General features: G+C 66.6%; 10 protein-coding genes. 9 read left to right on the top strand and 1 reads right to left on the bottom strand.

Translation table 11 applies throughout. The features are described 5' to 3' along the window. Positions 1-51: 51 nt before the first annotated feature. The 8 genes from J7U46_RS06295 (at position 52) to J7U46_RS06260 (ending at position 16,139) form a co-directional block, all read left to right on the top strand. The gene (locus J7U46_RS06295) at positions 52-3,105 is read left to right on the top strand and encodes a TonB-dependent receptor (RefSeq protein WP_282823961.1); all 3,054 of its coding nucleotides are present in this window, start codon (positions 52-54) and stop codon (positions 3,103-3,105) included. A gap of 26 nt (positions 3,106-3,131) precedes the next feature. Further along, positions 3,132-4,421, top strand: a complete 1,290-nt coding sequence (locus J7U46_RS06290) for a DUF3472 domain-containing protein (protein WP_282823960.1) — start codon at positions 3,132-3,134, stop codon at positions 4,419-4,421. A gap of 39 nt (positions 4,422-4,460) precedes the next feature. Further along, on the top strand, positions 4,461-7,274 hold the full coding sequence (locus J7U46_RS06285) for a TonB-dependent receptor (protein ID WP_282823959.1): 2,814 nt from the start codon (positions 4,461-4,463) through the stop codon (positions 7,272-7,274). A 35-nt stretch (positions 7,275-7,309) separates the two neighbouring features. Beyond that, a complete protein-coding gene (locus J7U46_RS06280; RefSeq protein WP_282823958.1) occupies positions 7,310-8,677 on the top strand; it encodes a Gfo/Idh/MocA family oxidoreductase in 1,368 nt (455 codons plus the stop codon). A gap of 16 nt (positions 8,678-8,693) precedes the next feature. Continuing rightward, positions 8,694-10,208 carry a M60 family metallopeptidase gene (locus tag J7U46_RS06275; protein WP_282823957.1) on the top strand — a complete coding sequence of 505 codons (1,515 nt, stop codon included), beginning with the start codon at positions 8,694-8,696 and terminating at the stop codon, positions 10,206-10,208. Then, positions 10,205-12,325, top strand: coding sequence for a phospholipase C, phosphocholine-specific (locus tag J7U46_RS06270; protein ID WP_349239484.1), 2,121 nt, complete (start codon positions 10,205-10,207; stop codon positions 12,323-12,325). Before J7U46_RS06275 ends, J7U46_RS06270 begins: the two co-directional genes overlap by 4 nt. A 91-nt stretch (positions 12,326-12,416) precedes the next feature. Then, the gene (locus tag J7U46_RS06265; RefSeq protein ID WP_282823956.1) at positions 12,417-14,846 is read left to right on the top strand and encodes a zinc-dependent metalloprotease; all 2,430 of its coding nucleotides are present in this window, start codon (positions 12,417-12,419) and stop codon (positions 14,844-14,846) included. 75 nt (positions 14,847-14,921) lie between these two features. Then, the gene (locus J7U46_RS06260; RefSeq protein WP_282823955.1) at positions 14,922-16,139 is read left to right on the top strand and encodes a class I SAM-dependent methyltransferase; all 1,218 of its coding nucleotides are present in this window, start codon (positions 14,922-14,924) and stop codon (positions 16,137-16,139) included. 16 nt (positions 16,140-16,155) lie between these two features. On the opposite strand, the gene J7U46_RS06255 is transcribed toward J7U46_RS06260, so the two are convergent. Further along, complete coding sequence (locus tag J7U46_RS06255; RefSeq protein WP_282823954.1) at positions 16,156-16,938, bottom strand: transporter substrate-binding domain-containing protein; 783 nt, start codon at positions 16,936-16,938, stop codon at positions 16,156-16,158. Positions 16,939-17,328: 390 nt separating this feature from the next. Between J7U46_RS06255 and J7U46_RS06250 the strand changes: the two genes are divergently transcribed. Continuing rightward, a complete protein-coding gene (locus J7U46_RS06250) occupies positions 17,329-18,786 on the top strand; it encodes an integrase family protein (RefSeq protein WP_282823953.1) in 1,458 nt (485 codons plus the stop codon). The last annotated feature ends 175 nt before the right edge of the window (positions 18,787-18,961 follow it).

The raw sequence follows: 18,961 nt of genomic DNA, 5'->3' as shown, positions 1-18,961 counted from the left end.
GTTGCCGCCTCGATCCCAAACCCCAGCAGTAGAAACGGAGAGAGAGAGATCATGCAGAAGAACACCCAGTTCAACCCGCCCGGCCGCTTCAGCGCCACCGCCCGCGCCGCCGCCCTGGCCTTGGGCCTGATGGCCGCCGCGCCGCTGGCCTGGTCGCAGTCGAACACGACGACCACGATCTACGGCGAGGTCAAGGCCGCCGCCGGTGCCAGCATCGTGCTGCAGAACCTGAGTACCGGCGTGCTGCGCACGCTGACGCCCGATAGCGCCGGCCGCTACCAGGCCAACTCCATGCCGCCCGGCCGCTACCAGGTGCGCCTGGTGCGCGATGGCAAGGTCGAGTCGACACAGGAAGTCGAAGCCCTGGTGGGTGGCGGCGTGGAAGCCAACTTTGGCGCTGCCAACACCCTGGCGACCGTGGTGGTCTCCGGAGCCGCCAAGCGCATCGACGTCTCCAACACCAACAACGGCGTCGTCTTTGCAGCCCAGGAGCTGAAGGCGCTGCCGGTGGCGAACGACGTGCTGGCGGTCGTGCAGCTCACGCCTGGCGTGACCCGCAACACCAACGGCCAGTACGGCAATGCGCCGCAGATCGGCGGCTCGGGCGCTTCCGAGAATGCCTACTACGTCAACGGCTTTCCGGTGACCAACATCCTGACCGGCGTCGGCATGTCCGAGCTGCCGTTTGGCGCCATCGGCAATATGCAGGTGCTCACTGGTGGCTACGGCGCCGAGTTCGGCCGTTCGACCGGCGGCGTGGTCAACATCACCACCAAGAGCGGCGGCAACAACTGGGAAGTGGGCGGCAAGCTGTCCCTCTCTCCCAACTCGCTGCGCGGTACGCCCGACAACACCTACTACCCGAACACCGGTGCCAACCCGCTGACCGACGGCAAGCTGCAGTACTGGAACCAGGACAACATCAGCACCACCAAGGTCTACGGCCTCTATGCCGGCGGCCCCATCCTGAAGAACAAGCTGTTCGCCTTTGTGGCCGCCGAGCAGACGCGCACCGACAGCGAGTCGGTCAGCGCCAGTCCCACGGCCACGGCCTCGCAGCTCAAGAATGGCTACAGCGTCGGCGACAGCAAGGTCGAGCACTACCTGCTCAAGCTCGACTACAACTTGACCGACGACCACCACTTCGAGCTGACCAAGATGTACGACCGCACCACCTCGCGGTCGCAGGGCTTCGGCTACGACTTCGGCACGCACAGCTCCAACGGCATCGCCGGCGGCGCGGGCAACACCTATGTCAACAACTGCCCCAACAACAGCTACTGCGTGCCCGGCGCCAACCTGACCATCGCTAAATACACCGGCTACCTGACCGACCAGCTGACCGTCACGGCCTTGTACGGCGACTCGCGCACCAAGCATGCGCGCACGCCCTGGAACTACGACCCGCGCTTCGCCCAGACCAGCTCCAGCGTGGATGCCCGCGCACCCGGCCTCACCTACAACGACCCGCAGACCACCACCGGCCTGCTCGTGGCGCCGGACTCCGGCGACCGGCAGAAGGGCGGCCGCCTGGATATCGAGTACCAATGGGGCAAGCACTCTCTCCGTGCTGGCCTCGACCACATGTCGATCAGCTCCGTGGTCGGCATCGACCTGGCGGGCGGCTCACGCTGGAGCTACCAGCACGCCAGCAGCCCGAACTTCAAGCCCTTCGGCGCGACCGAGACGCTGGCCCAAGGTGGCGGCCTCGGCACCCTCGGGTACTACGTGAGCCAGGACTTCAACTCCAAGATCGCCCGCCCCACCAGCGTGCAATCGGCGCAGTACATCCAGGACCGCTGGCAGGTCACCCCGACGGTGCTGCTGGACCTCGGCCTGCGCCGCGAGCAGTTCACCAACAACGACAGCTTTGACCGCGAGCTGATCAGCCAGCGCAACATGATTGCGCCGCGCCTGGCCGCCACCTGGGACCTGAACGGCGATGGCGGCACCAAGCTCTTTGCCAACCTGGGCCGCTACCACCTGCCGGTGCCGTCCAGCCTGTCAAGCAACATGGCCACCGGTGCGCTGAATACCAGCACCTACTACACCTACACCGGTGTCGATCCGATCACCGGCACGCCGACCGGTTTGCACGCAATCAGCAAGGCCACCTCGGTCAACAACGCCTTCGGCCAGACGCCGGACCCCCGCTCGCTGGTGGGCATCGACCTCAAGCCCTTCTCGCAGGACGAGTTCGCACTGGGCTTCGAGCGATCGTTGTCCAAGACGATCAACATCGGTGCCAGCCTGCTCTACCGCAAGCTCAACGACACGCTGGACGACTCCTGCGACCAGCGCCCGATCGACGCCTGGGCCGTGCGCAACAAGGTGGACGCGCAGCACTACGACGGTTTCGCCTGCGCCATCCTGAACCCGGGCCGCGACAACAGCCTGATGGTGGACTTCGGCGACGGCAAGGGCCTGCGCCGTGTGGACATCAGCGCCGCCGAATGGGGCACGCCGCGCCCGAACCGCAGCTACAAGGCGCTCAACTTCTTCGCCGAGCACCCGTTCAGCAATGGCTGGTACGGCAAGCTGACCTACACGCTGTCGGCCAGCAAGGGCAACCAGGAAGGCCAGACCGACTCCGTGGGCGGCGGCGATGTGGGCCTGACGGTCAGCGACGACCACAAGGAGCTGATGGAGAACTCCTACGGCTACCTGGGCAATGACCATCGCCACGCGATCAAGGCCTATGGCTATGTGCAGGTGCTGCCGGAGGTCTTCATCGGTGGCAATCTGCAGATGGTGTCCGGCGCGCCGCGCAACTGCACCGGCCTCCATCCGGATCAAGACGTGCGGGACCTCGGCTACGGCGCGTCCTACTTCTATTGCAACGGCAAGCCCTCGCCGCGTGGTTCGGCCGGACGCCTGCCCTGGTACACGCAAGTGGACCTGAACTTTGCCTACCGGCCGGCCTTCGTGAAGGGCCTGAGCCTGAAGGCCGATGTGTTCAACGTGCTGGACAAGCGGGGCACCACCCGCATGAGCGACACCCGCGAGACCACGTCCGGTTCGATCAGTTCCACCTATGGGCAGATCACGGGCCGGCAGTCGCCGCGCTCGGTGCGCCTGACCGCTGAATACAACCTGGCTTTCTAAGAGCCTGCAAGCGCGAGGGACGCAAGATGATGAGGAAGAGCAAGCACGCGATCACGTATCGCGCGGTGGAAGGCGCGCGGCCGTTGGCCGCAGCGCTGGCCAGCCTGGCCCTGCTGGGCGCCTGCGGCGGTGGTGGTGGCGGAGGAGGGGCGGCAACGCCCTCCGCGCCAACAACCCCGAGCACACCGACGACCCCTACCGACCCCACGCCGGTGGGCCCGCTGACCAAGGACTGCGCCAACGGCGCCACCATCACTGCGCTCACGCCCACGGCGGGCCTGGCGCGCATGGGCTCGGTGTTCTCGAAGACGTTGTACGACCCCGGCCCGACCGATGCCAACACGACCCACCAGCCCGAAAAGCTCAAGGTCCAGGTGACGCTTGATGGCAAGGCGCAAGCCGGCTGCACCGTGGCCTGGCAGCCGCGCGGCGGCGAGGCCAGCGGCTGGGCCTTTGCCGACAACGCGGTGGCCGATGCCAACGGCTACGTCACCGCCTGGTGGACCGCCGGCTCGGCCCAGGCGCAAACCATGGACGTCAGCATCCAGAACAAGGACGGCACGATCAAGGCCGTGGCCATCACGGGCACCGCCTATGGCCATTCGACGCGGGCCAACTCCATCCACCTGAGCTGGAGCACGCCGTCCTGGGACAAGTTCTCGGCCGAGGTCACGCCCATCACCTGGGAGCCCACGACCTACTACGAGGTCATCGGCATCAACGGCGGCTACACCGGCATCCAGAGCCAGCAGCGCTTGTTCTCGCTGTGGGATGTGAATGGCGTGAGCCCCGAGGTGATCGACAGCGGCATTTCCAAATGCGGCTTCTTCGGCGGCGAGGGCACGGGCATCAAGTGCGAATCGGCCTTCGTGCCGAAGACGAATGTGGCCTACCGCTTCGAGATGGAAGTGGCGGCCGCGCCGAACAACAAGCAGGACTACACGGTCTACTTCACCGACCCGACCGATGGCGTGCGCCTGAAGCTCGCCACCATGCGCTTGCCGCGGCCGCAGACCAATGCCGGCGCTTACGGCTTCGTCGAGGACTGGAGCACGGAGGCCGCGAGCTGCCTGGCCAACAAGCCGCGCGCCGCCTACTTCGGCAACGTCAAGTACCGCGACCTGGCCACGGGCCTCTGGGTCGATGTGAAGAAGGCCAATGGCACGGCCGTCTACACGCCGACGCACAACGAGGTCTGCGCCAACTACCAGCACATCGTCGAGAACGGCAAGTTCCGCTTGAGCACCGGCGGCACCGCCGTCGGCCGGCCGTTGAACCTGCCCGGCGACAGCAAGAGCACGCCGATGTCGCTCTGACATCGAGCCAAGACCCATAAAACAGAGAGGATGACATTCATGAAGTTCAATCGACTGACCAGCCTGTTGATCACCGCTGGCCTGGCCGGCTGGGCCCAGGCCCAGACCGTGAAGCCGCCCGAGGCCGACAAGCTGGAGCGGGTGGAAGTGACGGGTTCGCGCATCAAGCAGGTGAGCGTCGAGGGCGTCAACCCGGTCACGGTGATCACGGCCGAGGACATGGCCAAGAACGGCACGCCCACGGTCTTCGACGCCCTGCAGACGCTGATGCAGGCGACCGGCACCGGGCTGAACGAGAACGCCGGCTCCTTCGCGCCACTGGCCAAGCAGATCAACCTGCGCGGCCTCGGTGCCGGCCGCACGCTCTTGCTGATCAACGGCCGACGCACGGCCGATTACCCCTGGGCCAATGGCAGTGCCGGCAATTTCGCCAGCTTTGGCAACATCCCGTCGGCGGCGGTCGCGCGCATCGAGATCGTGTCGGCCGGCGCCTCGGCTGTCTATGGCTCGGACGCCGTGGCCGGCGTGATCAACGTGATCCTGAAGGAGAACTACTCGGGCGACAGCGTCAAGGTCCGCCTGAGCGGTGCCACCAGCGGCGGCCGCAAGAGCCGCAACGTGGAATGGATGGGCGGCCGCGCCAGCGAGAACTCGAACTTCATCTATGTGCTGCAGGGCAGCAAGGTCGATCCGCTGTTCGGCTACGACCGCGACTTCATGGACTCCAACCAGGACAACCCGGCGCCCATCGACCCGCGCCTCGGTTACCAGGCGCCGGTGTCGCTGCGCATCGTCCGTTCGGGCAATCCGCTGTCCAACACCACGCTGGACATCCCGGCCGGCACCTGCGAGAAGTTCGGCTTCACGCCCTACACCTCCAAGAGCATCACCAAGGTCGGCACGACCGAGACGGTCAACACGCTGGGCCCGGTCTGCGGCTGGGACGGCAATGACCCGCTGTTCATGCGCGTGGCCGGCCGCGAGGACATGGGCGGCTACCTGATGGGCAACTGGAACCTGAACAAGGACACCAGCGCCTGGGCCAGCCTGATGGGCTACCACTCCAAGGCCCTGGGCGGCGGCAGCCTGCTGTCGATCAGCGGCCCGCAGGTCGATGGCAAGGCCGTCACCTCCACCTGGTTCGATGCGGGCGAGAAGCGCCGCCTGAATGCCTTCCGCCGCCTGACGCCGGACGAGCTGGGCGGTGTCAACGCCGCACGCCAGTTCTTCACCGAAACCAACTTCGACATCGCCACGGGCCTGAAGGGCGTGACGCGCGGCGGCTACGACTGGCAGCTGTCGATCAACCGCGCCGAGCAGACCTCGAACATGAAGCGCAGCGTGATGGATGGCTCCTCGCTGTCGGATTTCTTCTTTGGCCCCTTGCTGGCAGCGAACGATCCGGCCTGCGCCGGCGCTGGCACCACGCCCTGCTACAAGCTGAACAAGGAGCGCTGGTACCGGCCGATGACGACGCAGGAGTATTCGTCGATCTCCGAGAACGTCGAGTACGTCAACAAGTCCTGGGTGACCCAGGCTCAGGGCTCCATCACTGGCGAGCTGACCCGGCTCTTCAACCAGCCGCTGGGCTTTGCCCTCGTCGGCGAGTACGCCTCGCAGGGCTACGACACCACGCCGCCCGTGGGCCTGACGCCCGATGTGCGCACGCTGTACGGCCTCCTGACCACCGGCGGTGGCGGCTCGCGCAAGCGCGCCTCGGTGGGCGGCGAGCTCAGCGTGCCGGTCTGGCGCACGGTCACCGGCACGGTCTCGGGCCGCGTCGACAAGTACGACGACATCTCCAGCATCGACCTGGCCAAGACCTGGGGTGCGGGCCTGCAGTGGCGCCCGACCAGCAGCGTACTGGCGCGTGTCAACTACGGTACGACCTTCAAGGCGCCGGACATGCACTTCATCTACCAGAAGGCGACCGGCGGCTCCTCGGCCATCAACGACACCTACCGCTGCACGGCCGCCGGCCTGTTGTTCGGCAGCCAGTGTGGCAACTCGCTCTACCAGTACACGACGACGACGGTGACCCGCGGCGACCCGACGCTGCGCGAGGAAACCGGCACCACCTTTGGCGCCGGTCTGGTCTGGGACGTGAGCTCGCAGCTCTCGCTGACGGTGGACTACTACGACCTGCGCATGCGCAACCGCATCCGCTCGCTAGGCTTCAACGAGATCATCGACGCGGAGAACGGGTGCAAGACGGGCCTCGACTACAACCTCGAGAAGGTCGACTACGCGCCGGACTCGCTGTACTGCCAGTCCATGGCTGGCCGCGTGGTGCGCGAGGCCACGACCGACGGCAGCATCGGCAACATCATGCTGATCACCGGCGGCTACCTGAACGACGCGTTCTATCGCACCAAGGGCGTGGACTTGAGCGCCAACTACCGGTTCAAGACTGCGAACTACGGACAGTACAGCGCGACGCTGAAGGTCTCGAACACCATCCGCTCCTACTTCCAGCAGAACAAGGACGCGGCGATCAACAAGAACTGGCGCAACGACCGCAGCAACTTCGACTACCCGAACAAGATGAGCCTGGCCCTGGGCTGGAGCATGGCTGACTACAGCAGCAATGTTTTCGTGACCCGCTACGGCAAGTTGCCGGTGGCCACCCAGCCGACCGGCGCCACCGAGGTCTACCGCCTCAAGCCCTATGTGCTGGTGAACTGGAACGGTTCGATGCGCTACAGCAAGCAGCTGGACCTCAGCATCTCGGTCAACAATCTGCTCAACAATTTCGGTCCGAAGGACGTCACCAACACCTCCTTCCCCTACCGCCACGGCCAGTACAGCGTGGTTGGACGGGAAGTGGGCATCCAGGCGGCCTACAAGTTCTGAACGCCCACCGCCCTTTGAAGAACCATTCCATGACGATGAATCGCAGAAACTTTCTTTCCACCGGCACGGCCGCCGGGGTCCTGGGTGCAGCAGCGGCCGCTGGCTTGCAGCGGCCGGCCCGGGCCGCCGGCCGCGAGCGCGTGCGCATCGCGCTGATCGGCACGGGCATGCGCGGCCAGGTCCTCTTGCAGGAGCTGGTGCGGCGCGATGACGTCGAGGTCGCGGCCCTGTGCGACATCGACCCCTTCATGCTGAACCGTGCCCTGGCCCAGGTGGCCAAGGCCGGCAAGCCGAAGCCGCGCACCGTCGGCGAGAACGGCGACGCACAAGCCTGGCGCCAGCTGCTCGATGCCTCCAAGATCGACGGCGTCATCATCGCCACGCCCTGGGAGCTGCATGCGCAGATGGCCATCGCGGCGATGGAGGCCAAGGTCACCGTGGGCTGCGAGGTGGTGGCCGGCGTGACGCTGCAGGACCACTGGGATGTGCTCAACACCCAGCTCAAGACCGGCACGCCCTACATGCTGCTCGAGAACGTCTGCTTCCGCCGCGATGTGATGGCCGTGCTGCAGATGGTGCGGGCCGGCCTGTTCGGCGAGCTGATCCACATGCAGGGCGGCTACCAGCACGACTTGCGCGCGGTGAAGTTCAACTCGGGCACGCCGGGCAAGGCCTATGGCGGCGGCGTGGAGTTCGGATCCAAGGGCTGGAGTGAAGCGCGCTGGCGCACCGAGCATTCGGTCAAGCGCAATGGCGAGCTCTATCCGAGCCATGGCATCGGCCCCTGTGCGATGTACGCCAACATCCATCGCGGCAACCGCTTCACCCACATCAACAGCTTCGCCACCAAGGCGCGCGGCCTGCACGAGTACATCGAGGCGCAGGGCGGCAAGAGCCATCCGAACGCAGCGGTCAAGTTCTCGCTCGGCGACGTGGTCACCACCACGCTGGCCTGCGAGAACGGCGAGACCATCATCCTGCAGCACGACACCTCGCTGCCGCGCCCCTACTCGCTCGGTTTCCGCGTGCAGGGCACCAAGGGCCTGTGGATGGATGTGAACCGCTCCATTCATGTGGAAGGCATCAGCCCGGCGCACCAGTGGGAGCCGTTCGAGAAATATGGCGACAAGTTCGACCACCCGCTGTGGAAGAAGCACGCCGCCACCGCGGCCAGCGCCGGCCATGGCGGCATGGACTTCTTCGTGATCCATTCCTTCATCGAGGCCTTGAAGGCCAGCGCACCCATGCCCATCGACATCTACGACGCCGTGGCCTGGAGCGCGATCACGCCGCTGTCGGAGCAGTCGATCGCCAGCGGCTTCAAGACCCTGGACTTCCCTGACTTCACGGCGGGGCTGTGGAAGACGCGCAAGCCGATCTTCGCCTTCGACGACCTCTACTGAAGCCGGAGGGGCGCGAATGAGGCTGGAACCTGTAAGGGTGGGGGCGTGGTTGTGCCTGGGCCTCAGCCTGCTGGCCCTGGGTGCATGCGCCCAGGCGCCTGGCGTGCCCAAAGCGCCGGCCGAACCGGTGCTTCGCTACCCGATTGCCGTTTCGGACACCGCGGCGCTCCTGCAGGAAGGGCAGCGCGATCTGGCCAATCGCCGGGCTCCGCTGGACCAGCCCTTGCCCTTCCCGCGTGACGTCAGCGGCTTTCCCGGCGAGGTGGCCGATTCGGTGCCGCGCATCAGCGCCGAGTTCCAGCTCGACCGAAGGGTGCGCAAGCTGAGCCACCCGGGCTGGACGCCGGGCTGGCGCCAGACCCTGCACACCGGCCTGTGGGCGCCGGCCGGTGCCGTCATCCGCATCGAGGTGAGTGGCATGGCAGAGCTCGTGCGAGGTGTCTATGCGCGCATTGGCACGCACAGCGACGTGCTGCGCACCGACGGCCAGCCCATCAACAACGACAAGCAGCTGCGCCGCTTCGCCAGCGTCTCCACCACCCAGCCGCTGCAGGCCGGCGTGACCGAGCTGCGCTCGCAGTACGGCGGCTTCCTGGTGATCGAGTCGCCCGAGTACGCAGACGGCCAGCTCGGCCTGCGCATCAGCGGCGCCATCCAGGGCGCCTACTTCGACACGGCGCGCCATGCGCTCGCCGACTGGCCGGCGATACGCGCGCGGCCCAGCCCCTGGGTGACGATTGAAGGCCGCCGCGCCGTCATCACCGTGCCCAAGGACCAGGTGGCTTCGCTCGACGATCCGATCGCCCTGATGGCTCACTACGACCGGCACGTGGAGCGCCACGAATGGCTGGCCGGCCTGGATGGCGAGGGCGCCGCCCATCCGCAGCAAGCGCCGCTGAAGCAGCACCTGATGTGGGACCCTCAGATCACGGCGGGCTATGCCCATGCCGGCTATCCCATCATGGCCACCTCGACCTGGCGCCTGGCCGTGCCCGAGAAGGCGCGCACCGACTGGGGCAACGTGCACGAGATCGGCCACAACTACCAGCAGTTCGCGCTCTGGTGCAATGCGTTCGGCAGCGAATCGACGGTCAATCTGTTCTCGCTGCATGCGCTGGAGCAGGAGGGCGTGACGTCACGCCTGGTCGAGAAGGGCCTGTACAAGGCGGCCGTGGACAAGCTGGAGGCGGGCCGCATCAAGAGTTTTGCCGACGATGCCGATGTCTGGGACAAGCTGGTCTTCATGATGCAGCTGAAGGCGGCGTTCCCGGAGCAGGGCTGGTCGCTGTTCCGCCAGCTGTTCCGGGCCTACCGCGAACTGCCCGAGGCCGAGCAGCGCGCCCTCATCGCGAGCAGGCAATTGCAGTACGACAAGAACTTCGAGTTGCTGTCGCGCCTCAGTGGCCACAACCTCGAAGCGCACTACCTGCACTGGGGTGTGCCGCTGAGCGAGGCAGCGCGGGCCCGCGTGCGGGCACTGAACCTGCCGGAGCCGGCGCAGCCGACCTGGCGTCTGATACCGGAGCGTTGAGGCGTATCGAGATGGTGGAGCGCAAGGGCGGACGAAGAGGATTCCTGAAGCAGCTGGGCGCGGGCAGCGCGCTGGCGGCACTGCCACCGGCCATCGCTCGCGCGCTGGCCATCGAGCCGGAGCGGCGCACCGGCACGCTGCAGGACGTGGCCCATGTGGTGATCCTGATGCAGGAGAACCGCAGCTTCGACCATTACTTCGGCCCCCTGCGCGGCGTGCGTGGCTTTGGAGACCGTTTCGTGGTGCCGGTGCCCGACAGCGCCGGCGGCCACCGGCCGGTGTGGTTGCAGCCCACGCGCGATGGCAAGGGCCTGATCGCGCCCTTCCACCTGAACACGCAGCAGCAGTTCGCCCACATGCGCATGGAGGGCACGCCGCACAGCTGGAGCGATGCGCAGGCCGCCTGGGACCAGGGCCGCATGAGCGCCTGGCCGCGCGCCAAGCACGACCATGCTATGGGCTACTTCCGCGCGGAAGACATTCCCTTCCAGCATGCGCTGGCCAATGCCTTCACGCTCTGCGACGCCTACCACTGCTCGGTGCAGACCGGCACCTGCACCAACCGCCTGTTCCACTGGACCGGCACGAACGACCCGCTGGGCCAGCAGGGCGGGCCGGCCACCGACAACAGCCACGAGTTCTTCAAGCCCGACCCGGCCGACGACTACCGCTGGACCACCTACCCCGAGCGCCTGCAACAGGCCGGTGTGAGCTGGCAGGTCTACCAGGACATGGCGGACAACTTCCACGACAACCCGCTCGCCGGCTTCCGCCCGTTCCGCGATGCCTGGTATGGCCGGCCGGGCTACTCGGAGGAACTGAAGCAGCGCGGCATCAGCACCCGCCACCTGGATCTCCTGAAGGCCGATGTGCTGGCCGACCAGCTGCCCCAGGTGTCCTGGATCGTGGCGCCCGAGGCCGACTCCGAGCATCCCGACCCGTCCAGCCCGGCTCAAGGAGCCGACTACACGGCCCGCGTGCTGGAGGCGCTGACCAGCAAGCCAGCGGTCTGGAGCAAGACGGTGTTCCTCGTGAACTTCGACGAGAACGACGGCTTCTTCGACCACATGCCACCGCCGGCGCCGCCGTCCTACCTCGAATGGCACGCGGACCCGGCCAAGGCCCGCCTGGCTGGCGGCTCGACCGTGAGCACGGCGGGCGAGTACCACGAGATCCTCAACGGCTCTTCGCCCAAGACCCTGCACCGGCCCTACGGCCTCGGCCCGCGCGTGCCGCTCTACGTGATCTCGCCCTGGAGCCGGGGCGGCTGGGTCAACTCGCAGGTGGCGGACCACACCTCCGTGATCCGCTTCCTGGAGGCGCGCTTCGGCGTGCGCGAGCCCAACATCAGCGCCTGGCGCCGCGCGGTCTGCAGTGATCTGACCTCCGCCTTTGATTTCAAGAACCCCAGCGACCTGGCGTTCGCCGCCGCGCAGCTGCCGGACACGCAGGCGCTGGCCGAGCGTGCGCGCCGCCTGCCGGGCAAGACCACGCCGCCGGCGCCTAGCCGCGTCGAGCTGCCACGCCAGGATGTGGGCACGCGGCCGGCGCGGCCCTTGCCCTATGCGGCCGAGGTGCAGGCGCAGGCCGATGCGTCGGCCGTCGAGCTGAGCCTGCGCAACAGCGGCGACGCGGCCCTGGTGCTGCAGGTCTACGACCGCTTGAACCTGCAGGCGCTGCCGCGCCGCTACACGGTGGAGCCGGGCAAGCAGTTGCAGGACCGATGGATGCCGCACGGCCCCGAGGCGGCCTATGACCTGTGGCTGCTCGGGCCCAATGGCTTCCATCGCCAGCTGAGCGGTTCGGCCGCCAGCGCGGGCGTGGAGGTGGACGCGGTGGTGGACGGCGAGACGCTCTGCCTGCGCCTGCGCAATGCGGGCACGCAGCCGCGCCGCGTGGCGGTGCGCGCCGAGAAGTACCGCGATCCGGCGCCGCGCTGGCAGCTGCTTGCGGCCGGCGAGAGCGTCGAGCTGCGCTGGCCGCTCGCCGAGAGCCAGCACTGGTACGACTTCAGCGTGCAACTGGACGGCGTGCCCGGCTTTGAGCGCCGTTTCGCCGGCCATGTGGAGACCGGCCGGCCCTCGGTCAGTGATCCGGCGCTGGGCGATATGCGTTGAACCCGCCGCTGAACCTCGGGAACTCCGCAGGCGGCCGCAGGTGGCGCCGCGCTTAGGATCGCTTGCCCATCACGGGCAGGAGAGGGTTCCTATGAGGCAGCTTCGCAAACTGGGTTTGGTCTTGGGCTTCAGCCTGTTGATGCCGCTGGCTGCGCAGGCGGCCACGCTGGGTGACCTGACCAAGGCGCTGGAGCCGCAGCCGGGCTTCATCGACGTCTGGCGCGATCCGGCGCGGGGTCGGGTCTTGCTCTCGCTGAGCGCGGCCCAGCTGGACCAGCCTTTTCTGCTGCTGAGCTCGCTGCCCTTCGGCCTCGGCTCCAACGACGTGGGCCTGGACCGCGGCCAGCCGGGCGAGAGCCGGCTGGTGCATTTCGAGAAGCGCGGCGCCAAGCTCTTGCTGGTGCAGGAGAACACGCGCTTCCGCGCCAGTGCGGCCAACCCGGCCGAGCGGACCAGCGTGGTCGAGGCCTTCGCGTCCTCGGTGCTGTGGTCCGGCGAGATCCTGGCCAGCGAAGAGGGCAAGCACCTGGTCGACTTCTCCAGCTTCCTGCTGGCAGACCGCCACGGCGTGATCAACCGGCTGCGCGACAGCCGGCAAGGCGCCTACCGTGTTGACGACAAACGCAGCGCGGTGCTGGTGGAAAACAGCAAGGGTTTCCCGGCCAATGTCGAGCTGGAGGCCTTGCTGACCTTCGACGGCACGGGCGAGGGCAATTTCGTCCGCGATGTGGCGATGGAGGCCAGCAGCCTCTCGCTGCGCCAGCACATCAGCCTGATCAAGCTGCCCGAGCCCGGCTTCCAGCCGCGCGCCTACCACCCGGCTTCCGGCGGCATCGACATCGCGCACGCCGACTTCAGCACGCCGCTGGCAAGCAGCCTCAACGTCGCCTGGCAGATTCGCCACCGGCTCGAGAAGACCGACCCGTCGGCGCGCCTGAGCCCGGTGAAGAAGCCCATCGTCTATTACCTGGACAGCGGCACACCCGAGCCGGTGCGCTCGGCCCTGCTTGATGGCGCGCGCTGGTGGGCCACGGCCTTCGAGAAGGCCGGCTTCAAGGACGCTTACCGCGTGGAGATGCTGCCCGAGGGCGCCGACCCGATGGACGCGCGCTACAACGTGATCCAGTGGGTGCACCGCGCCACGCGCGGCTGGTCCTATGGCGCGCCGATCAGCGACCCGCGCACCGGCGAGATCATCAAGGGCGTGGTGATGCTGGGCTCGCAGCGCGTGCGCCAGGACATCCTGATCGCCGAGAGCCTGCTGGCCGCCTATGCCAAGGGCGGCGAGGCCAAGCAAAAGCAGGCTCTCGACATGGCGCTGGCGCGGCTGCGCCAGCTCTCGGCGCACGAGGTGGGCCACACGCTCGGGTTCTCCCACAACTTCGCGGCCAGCCGTGCCGGCAATGGCTCGGTGATGGACTATCCGCATCCGCTGGTGAAGCTGGATGCGGCCGGCGAGGTCGACCTGCGCGAGGCCTATGGCGTGGGCCTCGGGCCCTGGGATGACTTCATCGTCGCCCATGCCTATGGCCAGTTCGGCTCGGCGGCTGACGAGGCGGCCGCACTGGCCCGGCTGCGTGCCCAGGCGAGGGCGCAGGGTCTGCTCTACGTCGGCGACAGCGATTCGCGCAGCCCGGGCAGCCAGCATCCCGATGGCGTGCTGTGGGACTTCGGCGCCGATTCGATCAAGACCTGGGACCAACTGATGGCCGTGCGCCAGCGCGCACTGCGCAGCTTCTCGGTCGATGTGCTGCCGCCTGAGCGCCAGCTGGGCGAGCTGGAGGCGCGGCTGGTGCCTGTCTATCTGCTGCACCGCTACCAGGGCGAGGCGCTGGCCCATCTGCTGGGGGGGGCGGAGTTCGAATACGGCTTGGCGGGCGATGCGCGCTCCGGCGCAGTCAAGGCCGGTGCACGGCCGGTGCCGGCGGCGGTGCAACGGCAGGCGCTGGCGCGGCTGGTCGGCACGCTGCGGGCCGAGAGCCTCGCGCTGCCGGCGGCGCTGCTGGACCAGCTCACACCGCCCGCCGAGGGCTATGAGCGCGGCCGCGAGTACTTTGCCAACCGCATGGCCACGCAGTTCGATCCGCTCGCGGCGGCGCAGGCAGCGGCCGCGCATTTCGGCAGCCTGCTGATGAATGCCGAGCGGCTCAATCGCCTGGCCTGGCAGCAAGGCCGGGATGCGGCTCAGCCCGGCGTGGGCGAACTGCTCGATCAATTGCTGAAGGCGACCTGGCAACGCGACGGCCTCAGCAAGGGCGTGCCTGGCGCAGCCCCGGTGCAGACGGCCGTCAACTGGGTGGTGGTGGATGGCTTGCTCGGCCTGCTCGATGGCGGGCGCCTGCATGCCGGCGTCGATGCCGAGCTGCGCCAGCGGCTGCGCGACCTGGCGCAGTGGCTGCAGAAGCAGCCGGCCGAGGCGAACCGCAGGGAGGCGGCGGCGCTGATCCAGGCTTACCTTGCCAACCCGCAATCGGTGAAGCTGCGCCGTCTGCCGGCCGTGCCGCCGGGCGCGCCAATCTGAGTGGCGATCTGAGCGTCGATCCGTGCGTTGATCGGCGGGCCGGGTCGGACCTGATGGAGCACGTATCCTCGCGCCATGGATGACGTCAGCACGATGGTGGCCCGGCAGTACGAAGCCTATGCCTACCCCGAACCCTTCAGCGACCTCGAGGCCCAGATCGCGGCCGGCTACCAGCAGTTCGGCGACCCCAGCCGCTACGGGCCGCTGATCTGGCCCGAGGGCCGGCCCCGCCAGAAGCTGCGCATCCTGTGCGCCGGCTGCGGCACGGTGCAGGCCGCCTATTTCGCCTTCACCAACCGCGACTGCGAGGTCGTGGGCGTGGACCTCTCATCAAGCAGCCTGGCCCATGAACGCTTTCTGCAGGACAAGCATGGGCTGACAAACCTGCGCCTGTTCCAGGGGGACCTGCGCGAGGTGGGGCAAGTCGGTCAGCAGTTCGACTACATCGTCTGCTCCGGCGTGCTGCACCACATGGCCGATCCCGATGAAGGACTGCGCGCTCTGGCTTCCGTACTGGATCCGGCAGGCGCGATGCTCCTGATGGTCTACGGCGCGACCACGCGCACCGGCGTCTACCTGCTGCAGGATGCGCTGCGCCGCCTGAACGTGCCGCAAAGCCCCGAGGGCGTGGCCTTTGGGCGACGCTTGGTCGGGCAACTGCCGAGCCACCACTACGCCCGCTGGTACACGAGCGGCGCCGAGGAACTGAAGCACGACACCGCCTTTGTCGACACCTTCCTGCATCCGCAAGACCGGGCCTACACGGTGCCGCAACTGCTCGAGATGCTGGAGCAGGGCGGCCTCAAGCTGCACAGCTGGATCGACAACGGCCTCTACTTTGCCGATGCGGCGCTGAACGAATTCCAGCCAGACGTGCGCGAAGCCGTGGCGCGCCTGCCCGATGCAGAGCAATGGGCGGTGGTGGAATCGCTGACCTTGCGCATCGGCATGCACATGGCGATTGCGCGGCCAGCGGCTGTGGCGAGCAGGATCGACTTCGATGCCCCTGATTGGGATCTGCTGCGGCCGCAGTGGATGCCCGACTTCCGCTGCATTCGCGCCGCCAGCGGCCAACAGCCCGCGCAATTCCGTCGCGGCTCAGTGACGTTGGACCTCGGCCCCACCGAGTCAGCCTTGCTGGCTGCTGCCGACGGCAGCCGCAGCTTGCGCGACATCTTCGCGCTGCCGCTGCTGGCCTCAATGCCTCCGGCCGAGCGAGCTGCTCGCGGCGGCCGCTTCTTCTCGCAGCTGTGGCGGATGGGGCATTTGATGTTTTCGCGGGCCCCCTCGTGATCGTTCGCGCCAGGATTCAGGGTGCAGGCTGGCCGGGCAGGGGCCACTCGGGCAAGCCGTAGCGCGCGAGGATCTCGCGCAACTGGCCCGTGCGCCGCAACTGCAGCATGCCTTCCGAGAAGAGCCGGGCATAGGCTTGCGCCTTGGGATGCTGAGGCGAGATTGCCATGAAGGCATAGGTCGGGGCCTCGCAGCCTGCGCTGCGGGCCTTGAGCTCCGGCTTCTGGCGCAGGGTGTAGGTGACCAGGTTTTCGTCTTCGATGAAGGCGTCAATGCGGCCGACCTCGAGCCGGCGCAGCATGCGCTCGGTCAAGCCATCGCCCGCATGCACGTCGAACTGCTTGGGCTGCGCCTTGATTAGGCGGTCCAGCTCCGAGCCGTAGCTGTAGTTGCGGACGATGCCCACTTGCTTGCCGCGCAGTGAGCCTGGGCCCGTGTAGGTCCAGCGCTGCTGGGGCAAGACATAGACGCAGTACCGGTTGCGCGAGATCGGCTGCTCTGGCAGGACGAAGTCGGGGGCCTCGTCGCGGAAGGTCGACGGCGTGGCGGTGTAGCGGCCAGCTCGCACGTCAAGCAGGGCGCGGGAGTAGTTTTCGTTGACCAGGCGCACTTGATGGCCGGCTGGGCCGAAGATCGCCCGGATGATGTCGACCGTGAAACCCTCCAGCGGATCTCCGGCCTTGCAGCTGAAGGGGCACCAGAAGTCCGGAGAGGCCAACACGATCTCATCGGCCCGCGCCGCCGGCAGTGCGAGGCAGGGCAGCAATGAAGCTAGCAGCGGCAGCGCGCGGCGATTCACGGAGCCTGCTTCGGGATGTGCATCGGCATAGTTTGCCGCAAGGTGCGCGCGTGAACGCGGGAGCACCGAGGGTGCGGCTTGTGAAGCTGCCGCCAGCCGGTCTTCTGTCGTGATGAAAGCCAGAAAAGCAAAAAGCCACCGCTAGGGTGGCTTTTCTGTCCGACAGCCCGTGGGCACAAGGACATTATTTGGTGGCGCTTCAGGGATTCGAACCCCGGACCTGCGGATTATGATTCGGCGTAAATGCGCATTTGCCTATGTTGTGTAGTGTTGATATACACTATGAAAATCAACAACTTATTGCGATTGTTGGCTGACCTGGTGTTGAATTGAATTGGTCTTTATCCAGTCAATTTGCCTACAGATTGCCTACAGCCAAGCGGGGCGCAGATGTCCAAGGACAGCAGCAGAGTTCGATTGACGGCGGGCCGGGTGGCTGCCTTCACTTGCCCCGAGGGCAAATCGCAAGCTTTCCTTTGGGACACCGATGCCCCATCTCTGATGCTTCGCGCGACTCCTACAGGCCGCAAGACATACGCCTTTGAAGCACGCTTGAACGGCGCCACGATACGCGTTGGCATTGGCACTGCTGCGGACTGGAGCCTTGAAACTGCTCGCAAACGCGCGGCTGAATTGAAGCAGCTTGTGGACAGCGGGGTAGACCCGCGAGAGCTGGAGCGGCAGAAGCTGGTTGCCGCTGAAGCCAAGAAGGTGGCAGACGCGAAGCAAGTCGAGGCCGAACGACTTGCCGAGATTGCGCTTGGCTCCGTATGGGATGTGTACCTGGCTGACCGTCGCCCGCATTGGGGTGAGCGTCACTACGCCGACCATTTGAAGATGGCAAAGCCAGGTGGCGAAGTCGCGAAGCGGGGTGTGAAGCGTCTTGCTTCTGGCGAGCGACCCAAGACTGTCCCTGGCCCTGTATTTGAGCTGATGCACCTGCCCCTACGCGACCTGACGCCTGCCCGCGTTGAGGCTTGGGCCACCGAGCAGGCTAAGACTCGTCCGACCTATGCACGGCTGTGCTGGCGCTGCCTGAAGGTGTTCTTGAATTGGTGCGCTGAGCACCCCGACTATTCCCACCTGCTTGCGACGGCTAACCCGGCCAGGACTAAGAAGGCCCGTGAGGCTTTGGGTAAGCCAGCGGTGAAGGACGACGCTTTGCAGCGTGAGCAGTTGGCCGTCTGGTTTGAGGCGGTTCGCAAGATCCCGAACCTTGTCATTGCCGCGTACCTGCAGACCGTGCTTCTAACCGGCGCGCGCCCCGGCGAAGTCCTTGCGTTGCGTTGGGAGGATCTGGACCTTCAATGGAAAGGCATGACCATCCGCGACAAGGTAGAGGGCGAGCGAGTGATTCCGCTGACGCCTTACGTTGCGCACATCCTGACGAGCCTGCCTCGGCGCAATGAATGGGTTTTCTCTAGCACTCGTGCGCTGAGCCTCAACCCGATCAGCATCAAGCGAAGACAAGCCAAGCATGGCCGCAAAGGTTCAGTTGCGCCCACTGGCGAGCTTGTGCAGGCGAGCGTTTCTGGTCATCTGACCGACCCCAGCACTTCGCATCGGTGCGCGTGTGCATCCGTTGGCTTGGAAGGGCTGACCTTGCACGGGCTGCGCCGCAGTTTTGCTAGCCTGACCGAGTGGCTTGAAATTCCGTCTGGAGTGGTTGCCCAGATTCAAGGGCACAAGCCGAGTGCCACGGCTGAGAAGCACTACAAGCGCCGGCCTCTAGACCTGCTACGCCTTCATCATGAGCGTATCGAGGCATGGATTCTTGAGCAGGCGAGGGTGCCATTCGCCGCCGCCCAATCGGGTGGCAATGGACCCAGATTGGTGGCTGTCACCTGACGGCAGCTTGCGCACTCGCTCCGTACGTAACGTACGTACATACGGCGCTTCTCCCACGTACGTACGTACGAATGGGTGTGCCCCTACCCCAGTACGTACGGCACTTAGAACGCCGATTGAAGAGTCATAGTTGGGCTTGCACGGTGCGGACCCCTTTAGGGGTTTGTCTGGCCTG

Source organism: Pelomonas sp. V22, from assembly GCF_030014915.1.
Lineage (GTDB): Bacteria > Pseudomonadota > Gammaproteobacteria > Burkholderiales > Burkholderiaceae_C > JAUASW01.
This window is presented reverse-complemented; position numbering and strand designations above follow the sequence as displayed.

Coding starts and splice junctions, on each gene's coding strand:
- J7U46_RS06295 (WP_282823961.1), top strand. CDS start 52: ATGCAGAAGAACACCCAGTTCAACCCGCCCGGCCGCTTCAGCGCCACC.
- J7U46_RS06290 (WP_282823960.1), top strand. CDS start 3,132: ATGATGAGGAAGAGCAAGCACGCGATCACGTATCGCGCGGTGGAAGGC.
- J7U46_RS06285 (WP_282823959.1), top strand. CDS start 4,461: ATGAAGTTCAATCGACTGACCAGCCTGTTGATCACCGCTGGCCTGGCC.
- J7U46_RS06280 (WP_282823958.1), top strand. CDS start 7,310: ATGAATCGCAGAAACTTTCTTTCCACCGGCACGGCCGCCGGGGTCCTG.
- J7U46_RS06275 (WP_282823957.1), top strand. CDS start 8,694: ATGAGGCTGGAACCTGTAAGGGTGGGGGCGTGGTTGTGCCTGGGCCTC.
- J7U46_RS06265 (WP_282823956.1), top strand. CDS start 12,417: ATGAGGCAGCTTCGCAAACTGGGTTTGGTCTTGGGCTTCAGCCTGTTG.
- J7U46_RS06260 (WP_282823955.1), top strand. CDS start 14,922: ATGGATGACGTCAGCACGATGGTGGCCCGGCAGTACGAAGCCTATGCC.
- J7U46_RS06250 (WP_282823953.1), top strand. CDS start 17,329: ATGTCCAAGGACAGCAGCAGAGTTCGATTGACGGCGGGCCGGGTGGCT.